The sequence below is a fragment of the Streptosporangium sp. NPDC000563 genome (genome assembly GCF_040299985.1).
GTDB lineage: Bacteria > Actinomycetota > Actinomycetes > Streptosporangiales > Streptosporangiaceae > Streptosporangium.
In genome coordinates, this window is sequence record NZ_JBEPDA010000002.1 from 113,505 (window position 1) to 132,555 (window position 19,051).

Here is a 19,051-nt window from a genome sequence, read left to right on the forward strand (position 1 = left end):
CACTTTATTCCGCCGGTGCGCGGGGCCGTTGACCGGTGGTTCACTTGCCGGGTGGACAGCGAGGATCCGATCGACGAACTACTCGGGATCGCCGCCGGATACGGCGGTGTGCCCGGCACGGTCCTGCCGACCAGACCGGACGTGGTCATCGTGCGGGCCGGTTCCGTCGTGGTCAAGGCGCACGCGCCGGGCGCGGAGCGGGAACCGCTGGTGGAACGGATGCGGGCCACCGCGCACCCGGCACTGCGCGGGATCGTCCTCCAACCGGTGACCGAGGAGGTCATGACCGCCGGGGACCGGCTGGTCACCGTCTGGCCGGCCGGTACGCCGGTGGACCACGCGGATCCGGACGCGGCCCCCTGGGAGGCCGCCGCCCGGCTGCTGGCGCGGCTGCACGCCGTACCGGCGCGGGCGCTGCCCCCGCTGCGGGCCGCGGGCGGACCGGCGCGGGTGGCCTCGACCGTCGCCCGACTGGGCGATCGCTCGGCCGCCGAGCTGGCGGTGCGCCGCGCCTTCACCTGCCTGCCCTCTCTCCCCTCACCCGGCGCGTACCTCCCCGATACGACGGCTCCCGGTCTGACCCACGGCGACTGGCACATGGGCCAGATGGTCCGCGCGCCGGACGAGTGGATCCTCATCGACATCGACGACCTCGGCCTCGGTGACCAGGCCTGGGATCTGTCCAGGCCCGCCGCCTGGTTCGCGGCCGGACTGCTGGAGCCCGACGTGTGGCATCGCTTCCTCGGGGCCTACCGCGCCGCGGGCGGGGTCGCCGCCGGACCGGACGGCGACCCGTGGGAACGGCTGGAGACACCGGCGCAGGCGATGACCGTGCAACTCGCGGCCACCGCGGTGGCCGCCGCGGCGCGGGCGGGGCGTCCGCTGGACGAGGTGGAGGAGGTGCTCGTCGAGTCCTGCCTGAGGATTGTCCGGCATCGGAGCGCCTGCAATAGTGTGCCGCAGTAGGTTGTGGTTACTCGTTACCACGCCAGAACAAGGAGACCAGCCAGATGCAGTGCCCCAAGTGTCGGGGCGCCATGCGCACCTATGAGCGCAACGGCGTCCACATCGACCAGTGTGAGAGCTGTCGCGGAATCTTCCTGGACTACGGCGAGCTCGAGACGCTGACCCGGATGGAAAGCCAGTGGTCGCAGTCCCACGCGGCTCCGCCGCCGCCCCCGCCGCCTCCCATGCACGGTGCTCCCCCCGGCTACGGCGCTCCCGCCTGGGGCGCACAGCGTCACGGCCACTACGGCCACCACCGCCAGCGCAGCTGGGTCGGGATGCTCTTCTCGACCTGATCCGCCGAGGCGACACCGCGACCTCGTCACGAGGTCGCGGTCTTCACGACTCCGGGCTCTCGGTTCCCCGCACCCTCGCGTCCCGTGGAGAAGGACGCCGCCGGCCGCCGAGGCAAGACGTGTCAGGGCGGTGAGGGGAAGCGCGTCAGGAGGGGAAGTCGCCCGGCTTGACCTTCTTGGGCTTCACGGTGCCCCCGGTCACGGCGTGCAGGGTGATCGTCCAGTTGGTCCAGCGGATCTGGGTCCCGGTGTTGACGGTCCTGAACCGCACGGACTTGCCGAACTGCTCGAAGTCGCACGACCGGGTGAAGGTCTTGGCCTTCGCGTCCCAGTCCTCACCAAGGGTGTAGTAGATCTTGTAGCTGCCGTCCCGCACACCCTGGATCTTGAAGTTGGACTTCCTGCGGACGTACACGGTGACGGCCTTCTTCTTCCCGCGTACCAGGACGACGACGGCGTCCTGCCTGGTGCCGTTGCGCAGTTCGAGGTAGGCGCGGCCGGGACGTCCCTCTGAGGCGATGAACCTGCCGTTGGACAGCCGGCGGTTACGCTTCTTGGCCGCCTTGACCGGGATGACGCTCGCCGGATACCCGCTCAGCTCCTTGGCGACGTCTTCCACGTCGGACAGCTGGTTCGCCTGGGCCATGCCGGTCAGCACGGCAGGGCCTGTGCACACCCGCTGGTCCTCCGCGTCCTGGCGGGCGGTGTCGAAGGAGGCGCGCAGCCGGCCCAGGGCTTCGACATAGCTGTCGTGCTGGGCCTTCACCTCGACGGGAGGGGCGAGGGTGGAGAGCCGGGTCACCGCGGCCTCCACCGCTCCGGAGGTCTTCTGCAACTGCTTGCCGAGGGTCTTCAGCCCGCCGGTCGCGGCGAGCTTCTTCACCGCGTCACGCACCGGGCCGCGCGCCAGCTCCAGCTCGGCCCGGTATTCGTCGGGCGTGAGCGTCACGGCGGCGGGCGGGGAGATCTGGCCGCCGGCTCCCTGTCCCGTTTCCGCCGTTCCCGCTCCCACGGTGCCACCCGCGGTGGCCGGGCCGACCACGGGATCGTCCGAGGGCGAGGTGCAGGCGGTGAGGGTCAGCACGGTGACCACGGCACAGGCGAGCAAACGGGGGGAAGTCACCCGCACAACTATTGCCGGATCGATCACTGTGCGTCAAACGGTGTCCGGGAATCGGCGATCCCCGACGGGGTCACCTCCCGGTTCGCCATCGGCCATCGGCTGACGAGGGTCGATCCCGGCGACGGCGGATCACGGCCGAGCCCGTCCCGCCCCGAGCCGGTACGTCACGGAGATCAGCCGGACGGCCGGATCACGAGCAGCGACCGCGGGCGCTTGGTGAACTCCACCTCGCCCGTGACCGTGAACGTCTCGCCGTCGCACGCCAGCGGCAGCCGTCCGGAGGGCGCGGAGACGCGCAGTGTGTCGGCCTGCCACTGCTGGTAGTGGCGTGACAGCTTCACCCGTCCCGCCAGCAGGCTGAGGAACACCCGCAGCCTGGGCAGCCGGTCGGCGGCGGCGAGCACGCGGATGTCCAGCAGGCCGTCCTCCAGACGCTGCCGTCTGGAGGGGGCTCCGCCGCGCTCCTCGTAGCGGCAGTTGCCCACGAACACCATCCAGACGCGCCGGGGCACCCCGTCCACGACGAGTTCGACGGGGCGCGCGCCGCCCGGCCCGAGCGCCTCGGCCATCGCCCAGAACAGCGCGGGCCACTTACCGATCCGGCTCTGCCTTCGCTCCCCGCGCTCCACCAGCGCCGGGTAGACGCCCACGCTCGCGGTGTTGACGAACGTCCGGCCCGCGACCTCGCCGACGTCGACGGCGACGAGGTCGCCGCTGTGGTAGGCCGTCACGGCCTCCTGTGAACTCTCCACCCCGAGCGCGCGGGCGAAGTGACCGTGCGCGCTCGCGGGGACGACCAGCAGCGGGGTCGCCCCGCCCACCGCCTCCTGGGCCGCCAGGTTGACCACGCTGTCTCCCCCGGCCACCGCGAGCACCTTGGCCCGCGAGGCGGCGTCCCGCACGGCGGCCCCGAGGTCGTCACCCGGCGCCACCTCGACGACCTCGGCCCGGGGGAAGGCCACGCGCAACACCTCGGCCGTTCCCGCGACGGCGTCGGCGGAGCCGTCGACCACGGCGATCGCCCCCTCACCGTCGGGGTCGAGTCGCGCGGACGGCGCCGTGAGGGCGGCGCGCGCCTGCCCCGCCTCACCGGCGTCGGGCCAGATGCGGCGGGTGAGCAGCCCCGCCGCCACGCCGATCCCGGCTCCGGCGAGCACGTCGCCGGGGTAGTGCACTCCGGTGTAGACGCGGGAGAAGCAGACGGCCGCCGCGAGGAGCGCGACGGGGACCGCGACCACGCGGGGTGCCTCCAGCGCCACGGCCGCGGCGAAGGCGCCGGCCGTGGCGGAGTGACCCGAGGGGAACGACGCCGACGCGGGCATCTTGATCAGCCGGGCGAGCGGGAGCCCTTCCGCCGACGGCCGGTTCCTGCCGAAGGCCTGCTTGCCGACCAGGTTGACCAACGGACTGGCGAGGCTGACCGCGAGCAGTCCCCTGGTCGCGGCCCGGCGCAGTGGCCGTCGCCCGCTGACCGCCAGCGCACCTGCCACGCCGGCCCACAGGAGCGAGTTGTCGGCCGCGCGCGACAACGCGGGGACGACGCGTTCGAGACCGGGCAACCTCGCGCCCGCCACCATGGCGAACACCCGCCGGTCCAGCCTGCTCAGCCGCGACCCCAACCGCATGCGCCGCCCCCTCCTGCGATGACGAAAACCATGACGAACCGCCACGACCCACCCGTCACGACGAACCGCTCACGACGAGCGGCGATGACGAACGAGCGGACGGCCATTCGATTCTGCCCGGTGTCCGGGGTCCGGGGCGTCTTCGCCGCTCCCGTACTTCTCACCCGTCATTCGTCCGCGGCGGCCCCCACCTCGGAGGAGATCACCGGCTCGTGGCCTCTGGCGGCGAGTTCGGCCTCGATCGCGGCGCAGACGGTCTCCACGACCGTGACGCGGGCCAGGCGCTTGTCGTCGCCGGGGACCACGTGCCACGGCGCCTTGGGGTGGTCGGTGCGGGCGAGCATCTCCTCCACCGCGGCCTCGTACTGCGGGCGCTTCTCGCGGTTGCGCCAGTCCTCGTCGGTGAGTTTCCACGCCCGCAACGGGTCGCCGGCCCGGTCCTGGAAACGCCTGAGCTGCTCCTCCTCGGAGACGTGCATCCAGAACTTGACCATGATCATGCCTTCGGCGGCGAGGGTCCGCTCGAACTCCACGATCTCCCCGTACGCGCGGGACCACTGCTCCTCGGTCGCGAAACCCTCGACGCGTTCCACCAGCACCCGGCCGTACCAGGAGCGGTCGAGCACCGCCATCCCGCCCCAGCCGGGCAGGACCGGCCAGAACCGCCACAAGAAGTGGTGGCGCTTCTCGTCGTACGTCGGCGCGGCGAACTGGGCGACGCGGACGTGGCGCGGGTCGAGCGGACGCACCAGCCGTTTGATCGCCCCTCCCTTGCCCGAGGCGTCCCACCCCTCGAAGACCACGCACAGCGGCGGGCCGATGCGCTGTTCGCCGACCTGGCCGCCGAGTATGAGGCGCAGACGGAGCAGGTGGTCCAGAGCGGCGTCGAGGCGCTCGGAGGCGTCCTTCTTGGAGAGCTTCTGGGACAGGTCGACCTGGGAGAGGCGGTTCATGCCGACAAGCCTCGCATGTTCCCGCCGGCCCACGATCCCGGGAGTCCTCCCGGGTCCCGCCGCCTGTCGTCAGGCCAGGCGGTCCCCGGAAGGATCCGCCGCTGTCAGCGGGCCGCTGCCTGACCCGTGGCGGGTTCGGCGTCCGCCGGTGAGGAGACCGCGCCCAGCCGCATCCGCATCGCGTGCTCGACAAGGGTGATGAGCACTTTCTTGCCCGACTCGCGCTGCCTGGCGTCGCACAGCACGATCGGGATGTCCTGGTGGAGGGTGAGCCCGAGCCTGACCTCGTCGAGCTCGTACTTGCGGGCCCCGTCGAAGCAGTTGACCGCGACGATGAAGGGCGTCTCGCGCCGCTCGAAGTAGTCGAGCGAGGGAAAGCAGTCGGCGAGCCTGCGGGTGTCGGCGAGCACCACCGCGCCCAGCGCGCCCAGCGCGAGCTCGTCCCAGAGGAACCAGAAACGCTCCTGGCCGGGCGTGCCGAACAGGTAGAGGCGGTAGTCGTCACCGATGGTGATGCGGCCGAAGTCCATCGCGACCGTGGTGGTCTGCTTGGCCTCCACTCCCAGCAGGTCGTCGACGCCGATACCCCGGTTGCTCAGGGTCTCCTCGGTGCGCAGCGGCTCTATCTCGGAGACCGCGCCGACCAGCGTCGTCTTGCCGGCGCCGAATCCACCGGCGACCAGGATCTTGATCGCCTTGGGCAGCTTCACGCGCCCGGCGTCACGGCTAGAGCGCACGGAGTCCATCGAGCACCGCCCTGTACAGCCTCTCGTCGTGCATGTCCGTCTCCGAATGCGGTTCTTGCATGGCGATGAATCCCTGATCGAGCAGGTCGCTGAGCAGGACACGGACCGTGCCTGCCGGAAGGTTCATATGGGCCGCGATCTCCGCGACCGACTGGGCCTGCAGGCAGAGCCGGACGATGGCCTGACTTTCCGGTTCCAGGCCCGGCTCCCTCGACGAGACCTGCCGAATGGTCACCACCAGGGTGATGAGGTCGAACCTGCCGCGACTCGGTTCGGTCCTGCCGCGCGTCAGGACGTACGGCCTGACGATCGGCCCCGCCTCGTCGCCGACCCACTGGGACTCTGGCTGCTCGTCGAAGATGCTCATCGTAGGCCGTCGCCTCTGAAGGAGTCGGCCCTGGAGGAGTCGGCCGTTCTGGTCGGCGAGGTGAGGTACTGGCCGACGCGGGTGACGAGCATGGCCATCTCGTAGGCCACCAGGCCGACGTCGGCCTCGGCGCTGCAGAACACCGCGAGGCAGGCTCCCTGCCCCGCGGCGGTGACGATCAGGTACGCCGTCCGCATCTCGATGATGGTCTGGCGCATCGGCCCGCCACCGACCCGGTCGCTGACTCCCCTGCCCAGGCTCTGGATCGCCGATCCGACGGCGGCCAGATGCTCGGCGTCGGCCGGGGAGAAGCCCGCCGAGGCGGCCAGCAGCAGGCCGTCGGTGGAGAACACGATGCCGTGCTGAGCTTCCTCCACCCGCGAGACCAGGTCGTCCAGCAACCAGGCCAGGTCCGTGAAAGACCCTGTTCCCTGCACCACTTCGTTGTCCTCTCCTTCCGCCCGCCGGCGTTCCCTCGCCGGTTCGGGGCAGCTCATCGGCGCCTGCCCGGCACCCGCGACCTGATGATCGTTCACTGGGGTCACACGGCGGACCCGCCTTCGCCCACGGGATCGCCTTCGCGATCGAGCAGATGGGCGGCGTCGTCGCGGCCTCGTCGCGTACCCGCCTGGAAGGACGACATGGCCGCGCGGATCATCTCCGGCGAGCGCTCGTCGTCGGCCTCGTCGGCCGGAGACGGCGGGACCACGGGCTCGTCCTCCTGCAGGGGTGCGGCGAGGTGGGTCTGGGGAACGCGCCTCGGGAGACCGCCCGGCGTGTGGCTGCTGTCGGGCGGGGGCAGCACGGGGGGCAGCGGGGTCCCGGAGCCGCCGGGACGCGCGTGGGCGCCGGAGTCGTCGGGGCCTTCGCCCGTGGAGGCGCCCTGCGAGACCGGAGTTCCGGGGTCGGCGAAGTCGGGCAGACGCCCGGGCGTTCCGGTCTCCGGCGCCCGCCTCAGTGCCGAGGGATCGGCGAAGCGACCGGGAAACGTCGGGTCGGCGAGGTCCTCCCCGGGCGTGGGCCCCGCGGAATGCCGTCCGGAAGGCGCCTGGTCGGCCTGCGCGGGGACTCCGGCGATGCCCAGGGGGTCGCCCACCCGGCCGCGGACCGCGGCGACCGCGGAGGTGGTGCCGTTCATCTCGGCGCTGCTCGCCGGGCGCGCCTGCGGCACGCCGACGCCGACGGAGGTCCCCTGGTCCTCCTCGTTGATCAGGTCCTGCGGGATGAGGACGACGACGGTGGTGCCGCCGTACGGGGAGGACTTGAAGGTCACCCGGATGTCGTGCCGTTCGGCCAGGCGGCTGACGACGTACAGGCCCAGGCGGGCGTTGCCGGAGAGCTTGAGCTCCGGCGGGTTCGCGATCCGCTCGTTCGCCTCCGCGATGTCCGCGGCGCTCATGCCCAGGCCCCGGTCCTCGATCTCCAGCGCGTAGCCGTGGGCGACGAGGTATCCGCCGACCTGCACCGTCGTGTAGGGCGGGGAGAAGGAGGCGGCGTTCTCGACGAGCTCGGCGATCAGGTGGATGACGTCGCTCACGGCCCTGCCGTCCAGCGAGACCTCGCCCAGGGGCATCACGTCGACCCGGGTGTAGTCCTCGATCTCGGCGAGGGAGCCGCGGACCACGTCGATCATCGGGACCGCGTCGCGCCAGGCACGGCCCGGAGCCGCGCCGGAGAGCACGAGGAGGTTCTCCGCGTAGCGCCGCATCCGGGTCGCCAGGTGGTCGAGCCTGAACAGGTCGCGCAGTTCCTGAGGATCGTTCTCGCGCCGTTCCATCACGTCGAGCACGCTCAGCTGACGGTGCACCAGCGACTGGGTGCGGCGGGCGAGGTTGCGCAGGATGTCGGCGATGTCGCGGCGCAGCTGGGCCTGCTCCGCGGCGACCTTGATGGCGGTCCGCTGCACGGCGTTGAACGCCTGGCCGACCTGCCCGATCTGGTCGTCTCCGAACTTGAGGGGGGGCGCCTCCGCCGCGACGTCCACCATCTGGCCGTGGCCGATCCGCTCGACCACGGCGGGCAGCCGCTCGTTGGCGAGTTCCCAGGCGGCGGCCCGCAGCTTCTCCAGCTGCTGTACCAGGGCGCGGGCCGTGGTGATCGCCAGGACGACCGAGGCGATGACCGCCACCAGGCCCAGGCCGCCGGCGAGCGCGAGCCGCACGATGACGCCGACGGCGACCGGCCCCGACCGCTCGACCACTCCGCTGCCGGCCGTGAGCACGGCCTGCGTGAACTTGACCTGTGCGGGCTGGGCGTCGGAGCTCCACCGCGTGACGTCGATCACTCCGGCCGCCACCACGTTCGGGTCCTCGATCAGCTGGTTCTCCATGGCGCGCAGCCGGACGAACTGCTCGCCGGAGACCATCCGCTTGTGGGCCTCCTGGTCGGCCGGGGGCAGCTCGGCCACCGCCTGGTCGGTGAGGAAGCGCCGCGTGCCGACCAGCTGCGTGAACCTGACCTGCTCCCCTTCGGAGAACCTGCCCCCGGTCAGGGCGCCCATCACCAGGGCGTCCTCCTGGGAGAGCAGGTCCCTGGCCCGGTTCATCGCGATGAGCGTGCGGGTGTCGTTGGCGAGTTCCTCGTCGTCCAGCGTGGCCAGCGAGTCGTAGACACGGAAGATCGAGTCGATGATGCCGGTGATCTCCGCGGCCGCCCAGGTCCGGTTGACCCGGCCGGCGTCGATCGCCTTGCGCGCGGCGGGCAACCCGTCCAGCAACCGCTGGGTCTCGCCGATGCGTCGGTGCAGGGCGGGACTTCCCAGCAGTTCCACTCCGCTGCCGCCGGTGAGTTGCCGGAAGTTCGCGTCGGCGGCGTCGGTGCGCTTTCGCTGGGCGGCCATCGCCTCGCGCCGTTGGCGTTCCGCGCTGACCGAGCCCAGGGTGATCGCGATCAGCCGCCGCTCGGCCTGCAGTTCGACGATGAGCCGCTCACTCGGGTCGGCCACCTCGGTGTTGAGGGTCGCCACGCCCAGCATGTTCAAACCGTCACGGACCGTCACCCATGCCGTGAACGCCCAGAGCGCGGTGAGCGACACCAGAAGTGCCGTGACCTTGGTCCGCAAGCTCGCGTTACGCAAGCGCATGGTATCCACCCCGGGAAACAGAAAAAATAGACGGCATTTTTCGTGGCAGTTGACACATCCTGGTCAAACAGGTCAAACGGTCGCCACATCGCTGGGATCAGCGGGGCATCCCGCATCACACCCGCCGAACCTTAGCAATGTCCCTAAAAACCCTCAAGACGGACAGAGTGGATGCGCCCTCGTGTCCTGTTTTGAATTCACGGTCAATTCTCAATACGAGTCGTCCTCGGGAATGGCGAGCGCACGTCGCGCCAGGTGAAGCGCGCCCAGAACTGCCGCCCTGACGATCGCCACCGGCAGATACAGGTCCTTGTCGACCCAGAGCGACGGCGCCTCGCCGCCACGGGCGGCCAGCAGGTGCCGGTATCCACGTTCCACGGCCTGTCTCCACCGCCCGTCCCGCGCGGCGTCGGTCAGCAGCAGGATCTGCAGCGCGTAGGCGGTCTCCTCCGCGGTGCCCTCCCATCGGCCCCACGACCCGTCCCCGCGCTGGGTGGCGAGCACCCAGTCCACGGCACCGCCCACCGCGCCCGCCGACTCCCCGCCGCCGAACTCGCGCAGCGCGATCGCGCAGCAGGCCGTGGCGTAGTACGGAGAGACGTGCCAGCGGTCCGTCCAGCTGCCGTCCGCCTCCTGGCGGTCACGCAGCCATGCCGACAGCTTCGCGACGACGGCCGCGTGGCGGGGCTCTCCCCCACGGCGGCGCAGGTATTCACCGAAGGCGTCGAGCACATGCGCGTTGGTCGTCGGGGACATCCCCTCCTCCCCCCGCCAGGTGCAGAAGTGGGTCTCCAGCTCGAACGGCCACAGCCCCTCCGGCTCGCGCGGCTCGTCGAGCAGCGCGAGCGCGTACAGGGCGACGGAGGTGGTGTCGGCGTCCGCGGGCAGACCGGGCCCCGTGGCGATCCCTTCGGGGCCGAGGCCGTCCCGCAGGCTCGCGACCAGTCGCGGCGGCACGTCCAGCGGGATCCCCGCACGCCGCAGCCAGCTCAGCGTCCAGCCACGCTCGAACACGGCGATGGGGAGGGTGCACGGCATGGGACCGCCGGAGGAGGCCACGACGGCCTCCAGATACCGCCGGACGGCCGTCTCGTCACGCGTCCTGCGTGCGGCGCGATCCTCGGCTCCGGGTCCGGCCTCGGGCGGCGAGGCCAGCCAGGCCGCGCTCGCCCCGGGCGAGGCTCCCACGGCCGCCATCCCGCCGGGCATCGGCGTGGGGAGGATTCCCGAGGCGGCTATCGCCTCCGGGCCCGCGACCTCGAGGGCATGGACCAGTTTCTGCGGGATCGGCGCGCCCGACATCAGCCACGCCCTGACGGCCGTCAGTTTGGCGCCGCCCGTGCCCAGGGGCGGTTGCGGCCCCTCCCCGTCGAGGTGACCGTCGATCAGGGCGAACAGGGCGGCGACGATGAGTTCGACCGCGGGCGTGTCCGGTGGCCAGCCGGCCTGGAAGGACCGGTTCCCGATGGCCTCCAGCCCGCGTTCCACGGCCTTGGCGAGGAGGGCGCGGTCGGAGGGGCCTTCGCGCCCGAGTTCGACCAGGAGCGCCTCGACCGCGCTCAGCGTGGGGACGAGGGCGTGGTCGCCGGAACACCCCCAGCCACCGTCCGGCCGCTGGGTGTCGAGCAGGAACTCGACCCGTGCGGTGTGCCCTGCCAGCCACGGCGCCAGGCTCACCACCCGGCCGGTCTCGTACGGGGAGGCGGACACCTGCCCCCAGGGCTCGGCCGACAGTCCGGCGACCAGCTCGCGTGCCTCGGCGACCACGTCGATCCCGGCGTGATCCTCCGTACGGATCCCGGCGCCCGCCTCCGTGCCTGGTTCCGTGCCCGATTCCGTGATGGTCAGCAGGCCGTCCACGCTCACAACGTCCCCCAGTAGTCGCCGACCTGGTAGAAACCCGCGCAGAAGTCCATCTGGCGTTCCATGTAGCCCGCCAGCTCCGGATGGGCGGTCCGTAGCGGGGCGATGAGCTCCCGGCTCCGGGCGGCGAGCCCGGCGATCCGCTGTTCCACCTCGGCGCGGCCGACACCGAGCAGCAGGACGTTGAGATCTCCCCAGGCGACGTCCCGCTCGTAGGTGCCCAGGTCGTTGAGAAGGCGGATGACCCGTTGCACCGCCCAGCCCGCCTCGCGCAGCGCGTCGACGTCCGCGACCGCTCCGGGGCCCGTGACGTGGATCCAGTGGGCCGCGAACGCGTAGGAGAAGCCGAGGTTGTCGGCGTTGCCGAGGTACTCCTCGTAGGTCGGCGTGACCTTGTCGGTCTTCCAGCGCCACTCCGTGAGCATCCCGCCCAGCATGCGCTCCAGCTCGTCGCGCCAGACCGGCCCGAGTTCGGGGAACGCGGGCGAGGCCGCGAGCTCGTCGCGGATGTCGCCGAGCATGCGGGTCAGGTCGTCGTCGGGGACCGGCGAGGCCCCGTCCGCCACGTCCAGGCACCTCCTGGCGATGGCCCGCACCTCGGGCAGCGAGGTGGCGACGTAGTCGACGAGCCAGTCCAGGCCGAACGCCCAGAGGGAGACCTTGTTCGCCATCCGCAACTGCTCGGCGCCGAACCAGGGGCCGCCGAACGCCATGGCCAGTGAGAGCGTGCTGTACAGGGCCGCGTCGAACGGCTTGGCGGAGAACAGGCCGGGATAGGTCTCCGCCCACTCGCGCATGTCCCGCTGCGACCGCCCGGCGCGGGCGCAGATCGCCCCCGCCTCCCTGGCGTCCCCCAGGACACCGGAATCGGGCCGTGCATCGGGGGCGGGCCGGACGTCCGGATCGGAGCGGAGCCCGGAATCGGGCCGGACAGCCGGATCGGGCGGGAGCGTCATCGCAGGGCCCCGCTCCGGTCACGTCCGTTGAAGGACACGCCCAGCGAGACCTTCTGCCGGGGACGCAGCGAGGCGGCCCAGCCGGTGTCGAACGGGCCCGGGGTGCGCACCGACATGCGGAACCGGCTGAGGATGCTCGCGACGAGGAGCGGTGCCTCGACGTAGAACAGGGGCTCGCCCAGGCACCTGTGCGGTCCGCCACCGAAGGGGAAGTAGGAGTATCTGTGCCTGCGCTCCTCGCCCCCGGACCTGCTGGGCGCGAACCGCTCGGGGTCGAACTCGTCCGGGCGCTCCCAGAACTCCTCCAGTCGCTGCGTGGCGTACGGGGTGACCAGCACCGACGATCCGGCCTTGATCCGGATGCCGCCGATCTCCGTGTCCTCCATGACCCTGCGGGGGAGAAACCAGCCCGCCGGGTACAGGCGGAGTGTCTCCTGCAGGACCATGCGCGTGTAGACGAGACGGGGGATGTCCTCGGGAACGGCCGGTCCCTCGCCCACCACCTCGTCGATCTCCGCCCGGAGCCTGGCCTCCACGTCCGGGTGCTCCTCGAGGAGGAGCCACAGCCAGGTGAGGACCATCGCGGTGGTCTCCGACGAGGCGGCGTACACGCTGACCAGCGCGTCGCGGATCTGCTTCTCGGTGAGTCTGTCACCGTTCTCGTCGACGGACCGGCAGAGCACGGAGATGACGTCGACGCTGTCGTCGGGTCGGGCCATCGCCTTTCTCACCACGGGAAACACCACGTCGTCGATCGACTGGACGGCCCGCAGAAAGGTCCTGTCGCCGGGGATCCGCATGAAATACGGCATGAAAGGCATGAGAATCCGGTAGACGAGCGAATAGGACGCCTGTTCGAAAGCGGGGATGATGCGTTCCCCGTCCTCCCGGTTCAGCTTGTCCCCGAACAGCACCCGGTTGACGATGTAGCTGAGGATGCTGGACATCTCCGTGGCCGCGTCGAAGTCCTGCCCCGACCGCACGTACTCGTCCCATTCCTCGACGCGCCCCGCGACGCGCCTGGACACCTCATCGGCGATCGTGGCGATGTACCGCGTGGTGAACAGGGGTTGCAGGACCTTCCTGCTGTTCTGCCAGTGTTCGCCGTCGCTCATGATGCTGTGCCCGAAAAGCCGCTCCAGAGGGCGCCAGAACATTCCCAGGCGCTGGTGCTTCGTCCATTCGACGCGCATCACCTGCTGGACGTGGTCGGGGTGCGTGATCAGATAGGGGCGAAAGGGCCCCAGCTCCAGCCGGACGATCTCACCTCGCGCCTCCCGTGCGAACCCGGCGAGCGCCCCCGCCGGTTCGCGGAGAAGCTTGGGCAGGGCTCGGCGCATCGGAACGGATCTCGCCCGGCGACCGGCACGGACGTGCACGTCCATGGACATAGGCAAACATCTCCCACCTCGCGTGACGTGAATTCGCGCAGCACGAGACAACCGCCCGCGCGGGTGAGCGCGGCGGTGTTCGAAAACGGGGACACCCCACGTGTCCCGTTCCCACCCGGGGCGCGAATCAGGACTGGTCAGCCAACGGAACAGGACCGCTCGGCCGACAATCCACCTGGGACGCTCCGAGCCTCCTCGCCTGTCTCATTCTGTGTTTTACACGCTAAAGCGCATCACATCACAACATTAGTTAATCTTCGCACAAAGTATCACATGACTCACCAGAAGTGATCAAGGGTGTATAGCATATAAAGCCCACCACTTTCCGGCATGATCCTCGTTAACATGCGCCGTTAACGCGCGCTTAACATGAGCGCCTTAATTAGTGGATCAGCCGCCAATCATGCGATGACCTGGCATTACCCAGTGTGACCGCGGGTCCTCAACCCCGAGCTGTCAGGCTTCCCGAGCGCTCAGGCGCCCTTGGCGAAGGCCGCGAGGATGCGGTCGGCGGCCAGCGACGGGGTGAGGGCACCCTCCTGGACGTCGCGCTCCACCTGGCCGACGATCGCCGCGACCTCGGGGTGCTCGCGGAGCCGGGTGAGCAACCTGTCGGTGATCAGTGCCCAGGTCCAGCGGACCTGCTGGCGGCGACGGCGCTCGGCGAGCTCCCCCGAGGCCTCCAGGGCGTCGCGATGGTGGACGACCTGCCGCCACAGCTCGTCCAGCCCCTTGCCGGTCAGCCCGCTGCAGGTGAGCACCGGGGGCGTCCGCCCGGCGCCCAGCAGGCGGAGCGCTCCCGCGAGCTCTCTGGCGGCCTTGCGCGCGTCCAGCTCGTGGGAGCTGCCCTCGGTGCCGTCGGCCTTGTTGATCGCGATCACGTCGGCCAGCTCCAGCACCCCCTTCTTGATGCCCTGGAGCTGGTCGCCCGTCCTGGCCAGGGTGAGCAGCAGGAAGGTGTCGACCATGTCGGCCACGGCGGTCTCCGACTGGCCGACGCCGACGGTCTCCACGAGAACGATGTCGTATCCGGCGGCCTCGACCACGACCATCGCCTCGCGGGTCGCCCTGGTGACCCCGCCCAGGGTGCCCGAGGTGGGCGAGGGGCGGATGAAGGCGGCCGGGTCGACCGCCAGGCGGGACATCCTTGTCTTGTCGCCCAGGATGCTCCCGCCCGTACGCGTCGAGGACGGGTCGACGGCGAGCACCGCCACCCGATGCCCCTCCCCGGTCAGCCGGGTGCCGAGTGCGTCGATGAACGTGGACTTGCCGACACCGGGCACGCCGGTGATGCCGACCCTGCGCGCGGCGCCGGAGAGCGGCGTCAGCTCGGCGAGCAGCCGCTGGGCCAGGTCCCTGTGATCGGCCCTGGAGGACTCCACCAGCGTGATCGCCCGCGCGATCCAGGCCCTGGACCCCTCCTTCACTCCCTGAACGTAGTCGTCAAGCGTCCGCGTCATGGCCCAGCCGGGTGAGCAGGTCCGCCAGCAGTCCCCGGGCGGCGTCGGCGATCACGGTGCCGGGCGGGAAGATCGCGCTCGCCCCCGCCGCGCGCAGCGCGTCGAAGTCACCGGGCGGGATGACCCCGCCGACCACGATCATGACGTCCTCCGCGCCCAGCGCGGCCAGCGCCTCGCGGAGTGCGGGCACGAGCGTGAGGTGCCCGGCGGCGAGCGAGTTCACGCCGACCACGTGCACGTCGGCCTCGACCGCCTGACGGGCGACCTCGTCGGGCGTCTGGAACAGCGGGCCGACGTCCACGTCGAAGCCGAGGTCGGCGAAGGCCGTCGCGATCACCTTCTGGCCCCGGTCGTGACCGTCCTGGCCCATCTTCGCCACCAGGATGCGGGGGCGGCGGCCCTCCAGCCGCTCGAACTCGGCGCAGGCCGCGCGAACTCCGTCCACGCCGGATCCCACCTCCTCGCGATAGACCCCGGTGATCGTACGGATCTGCGCCGCGTGCCGCCCGAAGACCCGCTCCAGCGCGTCGGAGATCTCCCCGACCGTGGCCATGGCGCGGGCCGCCTCGATCGACAGCGCGAGGAGGTTCCCGTCGCTCGCCGCGCCCTTGGTCAGCGCGGTGAGAGTCTCCTCCACCCGGATGGGATCGCGCTCCTCGCGCAGGCGGCGCAGCTTCTCCAGCTGCTGGGCGCGTACCGAGGTGTTGTCGACCTTGAGCACCTCGATGGGCTCGTCGGCGTCCGGCCGGTACTTGTTCACGCCGATGACCGGCTGGCGCCCGGAGTCGATGCGCGCCTGGGTGCGGGCGGCGGCCTCCTCGATGCGCAGCTTCGGCAGGCCCTGGTCGATCGCCCTCGCCATGCCCCCGGCGGCCTCGACCTCCTCGATGTGGCCCCACGCCCTGGCGGCCAGCTCGTGGGTGAGCCGCTCGACGTAGTAGGAGCCGCCCCAGGGGTCGATCACCCGGCAGGTGCCCGACTCCTGCTGGAGCAGCAGCTGGGTGTTGCGGGCGATCCTGGCGGAGAAGTCGGTGGGCAGGGCGAGCGCCTCGTCGAGGGCGTTGGTGTGCAGCGACTGGGTGTGCCCCTGGGTGGCGGCCATCGCCTCCACGCAGGTGCGGACGACGTTGTTGTAGACGTCCTGGGCGGTGAGCGACCAGCCGGAGGTCTGCGAGTGGGTCCGCAGCGAGAGCGACCTGGGATTCTTCGCCCCGAACCCGGACACCAGCCGCGCCCAGAGCAGCCGCGCCGCCCGCAGCTTGGCGACCTCCATGAAGAAGTTCATGCCGATGCACCAGAAGAACGAGAGGCGCGGCGCGAACCTGTCGATGTCCAGGCCCGCCTCGACGCCGGCCCGGAGATACTCCACCCCGTCGGCGAGGGTGTAGGCGAGCTCCAGGTCACACGTGGCCCCGGCCTCCTGGATGTGGTACCCGGAGATCGAGATCGAGTTGAACTTCGGCATCTTCTCGCTGGTGTACGCGAAGATGTCGGAGATGATCCGCATCGAGGGGCCCGGCGGGTAGATGTAGGTGTTGCGGACCATGAACTCCTTGAGGATGTCGTTCTGGATGGTCCCCGCGAGCTGCTCGGGGGCCACCCCCTGCTCCTCGGCGGCCACGACGTAGAGCGCGAGCACGGGAAGCACCGCGCCGTTCATGGTCATCGACACGCTCATCCTGTCGAGGGGGATCCCGTCGAACAGCTGCCGCATGTCGTAGATGGAGTCGATGGCCACGCCCGCCATGCCGACGTCCCCCGCCACCCGGGGGTGGTCGGAGTCGTAGCCCCGGTGGGTGGCCAGGTCGAAGGCGACCGACAGGCCCTTCTGCCCGGCGGCCAGGTTGCGCCGGTAGAAGGCGTTGGACTCGGCCGCGGTGGAGAATCCGGCGTACTGGCGGATGGTCCACGGCTGGTTGACGTACATGGTCGGGTACGGGCCGCGCAGGTAGGGGACCGCGCCGGGGTAGGTCTCCAGGAAGTCGAGCCCGGCCAGGTCGGCGGCGGTGTAGAGGGGCTTGACGCCGATGCCCTCCGGCGTCTCCCACAGCAGGTCCCCCGGATCGCTCCCGGTGGCCTCCCGAACGGATCGCGCCCAGTCCTCCAGGCCGGGATCAGGAGCCGCGGGGTCCGCCGGGTGCTCGCCGGGGGCCGCCGGTCGCGCACCGAGCTCAATGCCGGAGAAGTCGGGAATCATCGAGCCACCCCCAGATCGTCGAAGGTCGTCCGGAGCACGCCGAGCGCGTCACATCCCGCGTAGAGACAGCCGTCCACACCCTCGTAATCTCCCTTCCCCGCCAGCCACACCTTTACCGCCCCCGCGCCCCTCAGCGCGGCGGCCACCGCCTCGGCGTGCCCGGCGTACAGCCGGTCACTGGAGCACAGGCAGGCGATCCTCGCCCCGGAGGCGGCGAACGCGGCGGCGATCTCGCCGGGATCCGTGACGGCGCCGCCGGTCACGGTGGCGATGCCGCCCGCCTGGAAGAGGTTGGCCGCGAACGACGCCCTCGCGGTGTGCGAGGCCACCGGACCGATGGTCGCCAGGAAGACCTTGGGCCGGGTCTCCTGGGCGTCCGCCAGGTCGCGCAGCGCCTCGAACTCCTGCGCGTAGTGCACCCCGGTGCTTCCGCCGGGCCTGGCCTGCCTGCTGAGAGGCCGCTCGGCCAGGTCGGGGAACTCGCTGACGCCGGTGATCGGGTCGCGGCGCCTCGCGATTCCGGCCGCGCGCCGCTCCCAGGTGGCCGCGAGCCGTCCCGCGACGAACCCGGAGGCGAGCGCGTCGGCCATCCCCCCGGCGCGCTCGATCTCCTGGAACCACTCCCAGGCCCTGACCGCGAGGTCCTCGGTGAGCCGCTCGACGTACCAGGAGCCCCCGGCCGGGTCGATCACCCGGGCCACCCCGGCCTCCTCCACGAGCAGCGACTGGGTGTTGCGCGCGATGCGGCGGGCGAAGGCGTCCGGCAGGCCGAGGCGGGCGTCGAAGGGCTGCACCGTCACCGCGTCGGCCCCGCCGGTACCGGCCGCGAAGCAGGCGAGCGTGGTGCGGAGCATGTTCACCCACGGGTCGCGGGCGGTCATCATCGCCGAACCGGTCACCGCGTGCTGCCGCTGCGCCGCGCCGGAGACACCGGAGACGCCGGAGACGCCGCACACCTCGGCGACGCGCGCCCAGAGCCTGCGGGCCGCCCTGAGCTTGGCGATGGTGAGGAACTGGTCGGCGGTGGCGGCGTAGCGGAACTCCAGCTGCCCGAACGCCTGCTCCATCGTCAGACCCGCGCCGGTCAGGGCACGCAGCGCGGCGACCCCCGCCGCGACGGAGCAGCCGAGCTCCTCCGCGTCACCGCCCCCCGCGTCGTGGTACGGCGTGGCGTCCACGACCACCGCCCGAAGGCCCGGATGGTCCGCGACGCAGCGGCGGGCCAGCTCGATCGCCGTGTCCGCGTCGGTGAGGACGTCGGCGCCCAGGTTCCCGGTGAGCCTCCCCGGTCCGTCATCGGCCGCGCGGCCGGTGGCACCGGAGGCAACACCCGGTCCGTCGCCGGACACCGGCGTTCCCGGCCCGCCGGGCGTCGCGGCCGCGTCGCCGCGCGGTGCCGAGGCCTCCCGCTCCCCGGCCAGCGCGAAAAGCGCCGCTGCCGCCTCGCGGGTCCGCTTGCCCGCGTCGAGCGTGACCGAGATCAGGTTCAGGTGGACCCGCTCCAGCGCGCGTGGCAGATCCTCCGGGTCGAGGGCGAGCCACAGCGAGTCGACGCCGTTCTCCAGGTCCGCGAGGATCGCCTCGGGATCGGGCACCTCGTGGCGTTGCCGTACCTCCCAGCCGCCCTCGGGACGGGAGCCGCGGACGTAGGGCGCGGCTCCGGGAAGGCCGGGATCACCTGGCAGGTCGGACGCGTCGTAGATCGGCGCGATCGTCACGCCGTCGTAGGTGGTGAAGGCCAGCGCCTCCTCCGGGGAGTCGGTCTCGACCCCGGACTTGCGCAGCACCCCGAGCGCGAGCTCCCGCCACCGGTCACGGGTGACCGGTGGGAACTCGGCGGCCGATCGAGACTCCTCAGGCGGCACGGTCATGCACCGGATCCTAAGCGTCGCGCCACCGGGAACTTCCCCCGCCCCCCGGACGAATACCAACACTGGGGTCAACAGGGGGTGCGGGCAGGGGTTCGGCGTGACTCGTGACCGGCGTG

Annotated in this window: 15 protein-coding genes; 2 read left to right on the plus strand and 13 right to left on the minus strand. The window is 71.3% G+C overall.

Translation table 11 applies throughout. The annotated features are described in order from the left end of the window. Positions 1-51: 51 nt before the first annotated feature. Positions 52-966, plus strand: coding sequence for a phosphotransferase family protein (locus ABT352_RS08935; RefSeq protein ID WP_350943719.1), 915 nt, complete (start codon positions 52-54; stop codon positions 964-966). Between the two features lie 44 nt (positions 967-1,010). Then, a complete protein-coding gene (locus tag ABT352_RS08940; RefSeq protein WP_350943721.1) occupies positions 1,011-1,301 on the plus strand; it encodes a TFIIB-type zinc ribbon-containing protein in 291 nt (96 codons plus the stop codon). A 145-nt stretch (positions 1,302-1,446) separates the two neighbouring features. Here the strand turns inward: ABT352_RS08940 and ABT352_RS08945 are convergent, their stop codons facing one another. The 13 genes from ABT352_RS08945 to ABT352_RS09005 form a co-directional block, all read right to left on the minus strand. Then, positions 1,447-2,424: a hypothetical protein gene (locus tag ABT352_RS08945; protein WP_350943723.1), complete on the minus strand. Its 978-nt coding sequence runs from the start codon at positions 2,422-2,424 to the stop codon at positions 1,447-1,449. A 173-nt stretch (positions 2,425-2,597) separates the two neighbouring features. Beyond that, complete coding sequence (locus tag ABT352_RS08950; RefSeq protein ID WP_350943725.1) at positions 2,598-4,049, minus strand: bifunctional phosphatase PAP2/diacylglycerol kinase family protein; 1,452 nt, start codon at positions 4,047-4,049, stop codon at positions 2,598-2,600. Positions 4,050-4,216: 167 nt separating this feature from the next. Continuing rightward, positions 4,217-5,002: a polyphosphate kinase 2 family protein gene (locus ABT352_RS08955; protein WP_350943726.1), complete on the minus strand. Its 786-nt coding sequence runs from the start codon at positions 5,000-5,002 to the stop codon at positions 4,217-4,219. A 104-nt stretch (positions 5,003-5,106) separates the two neighbouring features. Beyond that, positions 5,107-5,748, minus strand: coding sequence for a GTP-binding protein (locus ABT352_RS08960; RefSeq protein ID WP_350943728.1), 642 nt, complete (start codon positions 5,746-5,748; stop codon positions 5,107-5,109). Beyond that, a complete protein-coding gene (locus ABT352_RS08965; RefSeq protein WP_350943730.1) occupies positions 5,729-6,115 on the minus strand; it encodes a DUF742 domain-containing protein in 387 nt (128 codons plus the stop codon). Before ABT352_RS08965 ends, ABT352_RS08960 begins: the two co-directional genes overlap by 20 nt. Further along, the gene (locus ABT352_RS08970) at positions 6,112-6,555 is read right to left on the minus strand and encodes a roadblock/LC7 domain-containing protein (protein WP_350943732.1); all 444 of its coding nucleotides are present in this window, start codon (positions 6,553-6,555) and stop codon (positions 6,112-6,114) included. Before ABT352_RS08970 ends, ABT352_RS08965 begins: the two co-directional genes overlap by 4 nt. Positions 6,556-6,656: 101 nt before the next feature. After that, positions 6,657-9,197, minus strand: a complete 2,541-nt coding sequence (locus tag ABT352_RS08975; protein ID WP_350943733.1) for a sensor histidine kinase — start codon at positions 9,195-9,197, stop codon at positions 6,657-6,659. 210 nt (positions 9,198-9,407) lie between these two features. Continuing rightward, positions 9,408-11,057, minus strand: coding sequence for a prenyltransferase/squalene oxidase repeat-containing protein (locus tag ABT352_RS08980; protein ID WP_350943734.1), 1,650 nt, complete (start codon positions 11,055-11,057; stop codon positions 9,408-9,410). Between the two features lie 2 nt (positions 11,058-11,059). Next, complete coding sequence (locus tag ABT352_RS08985; RefSeq protein WP_350943735.1) at positions 11,060-12,016, minus strand: terpene synthase family protein; 957 nt, start codon at positions 12,014-12,016, stop codon at positions 11,060-11,062. Further along, entirely contained in the window at positions 12,013-13,401 is a 1,389-nt protein-coding gene (locus ABT352_RS08990) for a cytochrome P450 (protein WP_350943736.1), read from the minus strand. The genes ABT352_RS08985 and ABT352_RS08990 overlap by 4 nt, the downstream gene beginning before the upstream one ends. Before the next feature lie 479 nt (positions 13,402-13,880). Then, the gene (meaB, locus tag ABT352_RS08995) at positions 13,881-14,867 is read right to left on the minus strand and encodes a methylmalonyl Co-A mutase-associated GTPase MeaB (RefSeq protein WP_350943737.1); all 987 of its coding nucleotides are present in this window, start codon (positions 14,865-14,867) and stop codon (positions 13,881-13,883) included. After that, a complete protein-coding gene (scpA, locus tag ABT352_RS09000) occupies positions 14,851-17,064 on the minus strand; it encodes a methylmalonyl-CoA mutase (protein WP_350943738.1) in 2,214 nt (737 codons plus the stop codon). The genes meaB and scpA overlap by 17 nt, the downstream gene beginning before the upstream one ends. Then, a complete protein-coding gene (locus tag ABT352_RS09005; RefSeq protein ID WP_350943740.1) occupies positions 17,061-18,935 on the minus strand; it encodes a methylmalonyl-CoA mutase family protein in 1,875 nt (624 codons plus the stop codon). The genes scpA and ABT352_RS09005 overlap by 4 nt, the downstream gene beginning before the upstream one ends. Positions 18,936-19,051 lie beyond the last annotated feature (116 nt).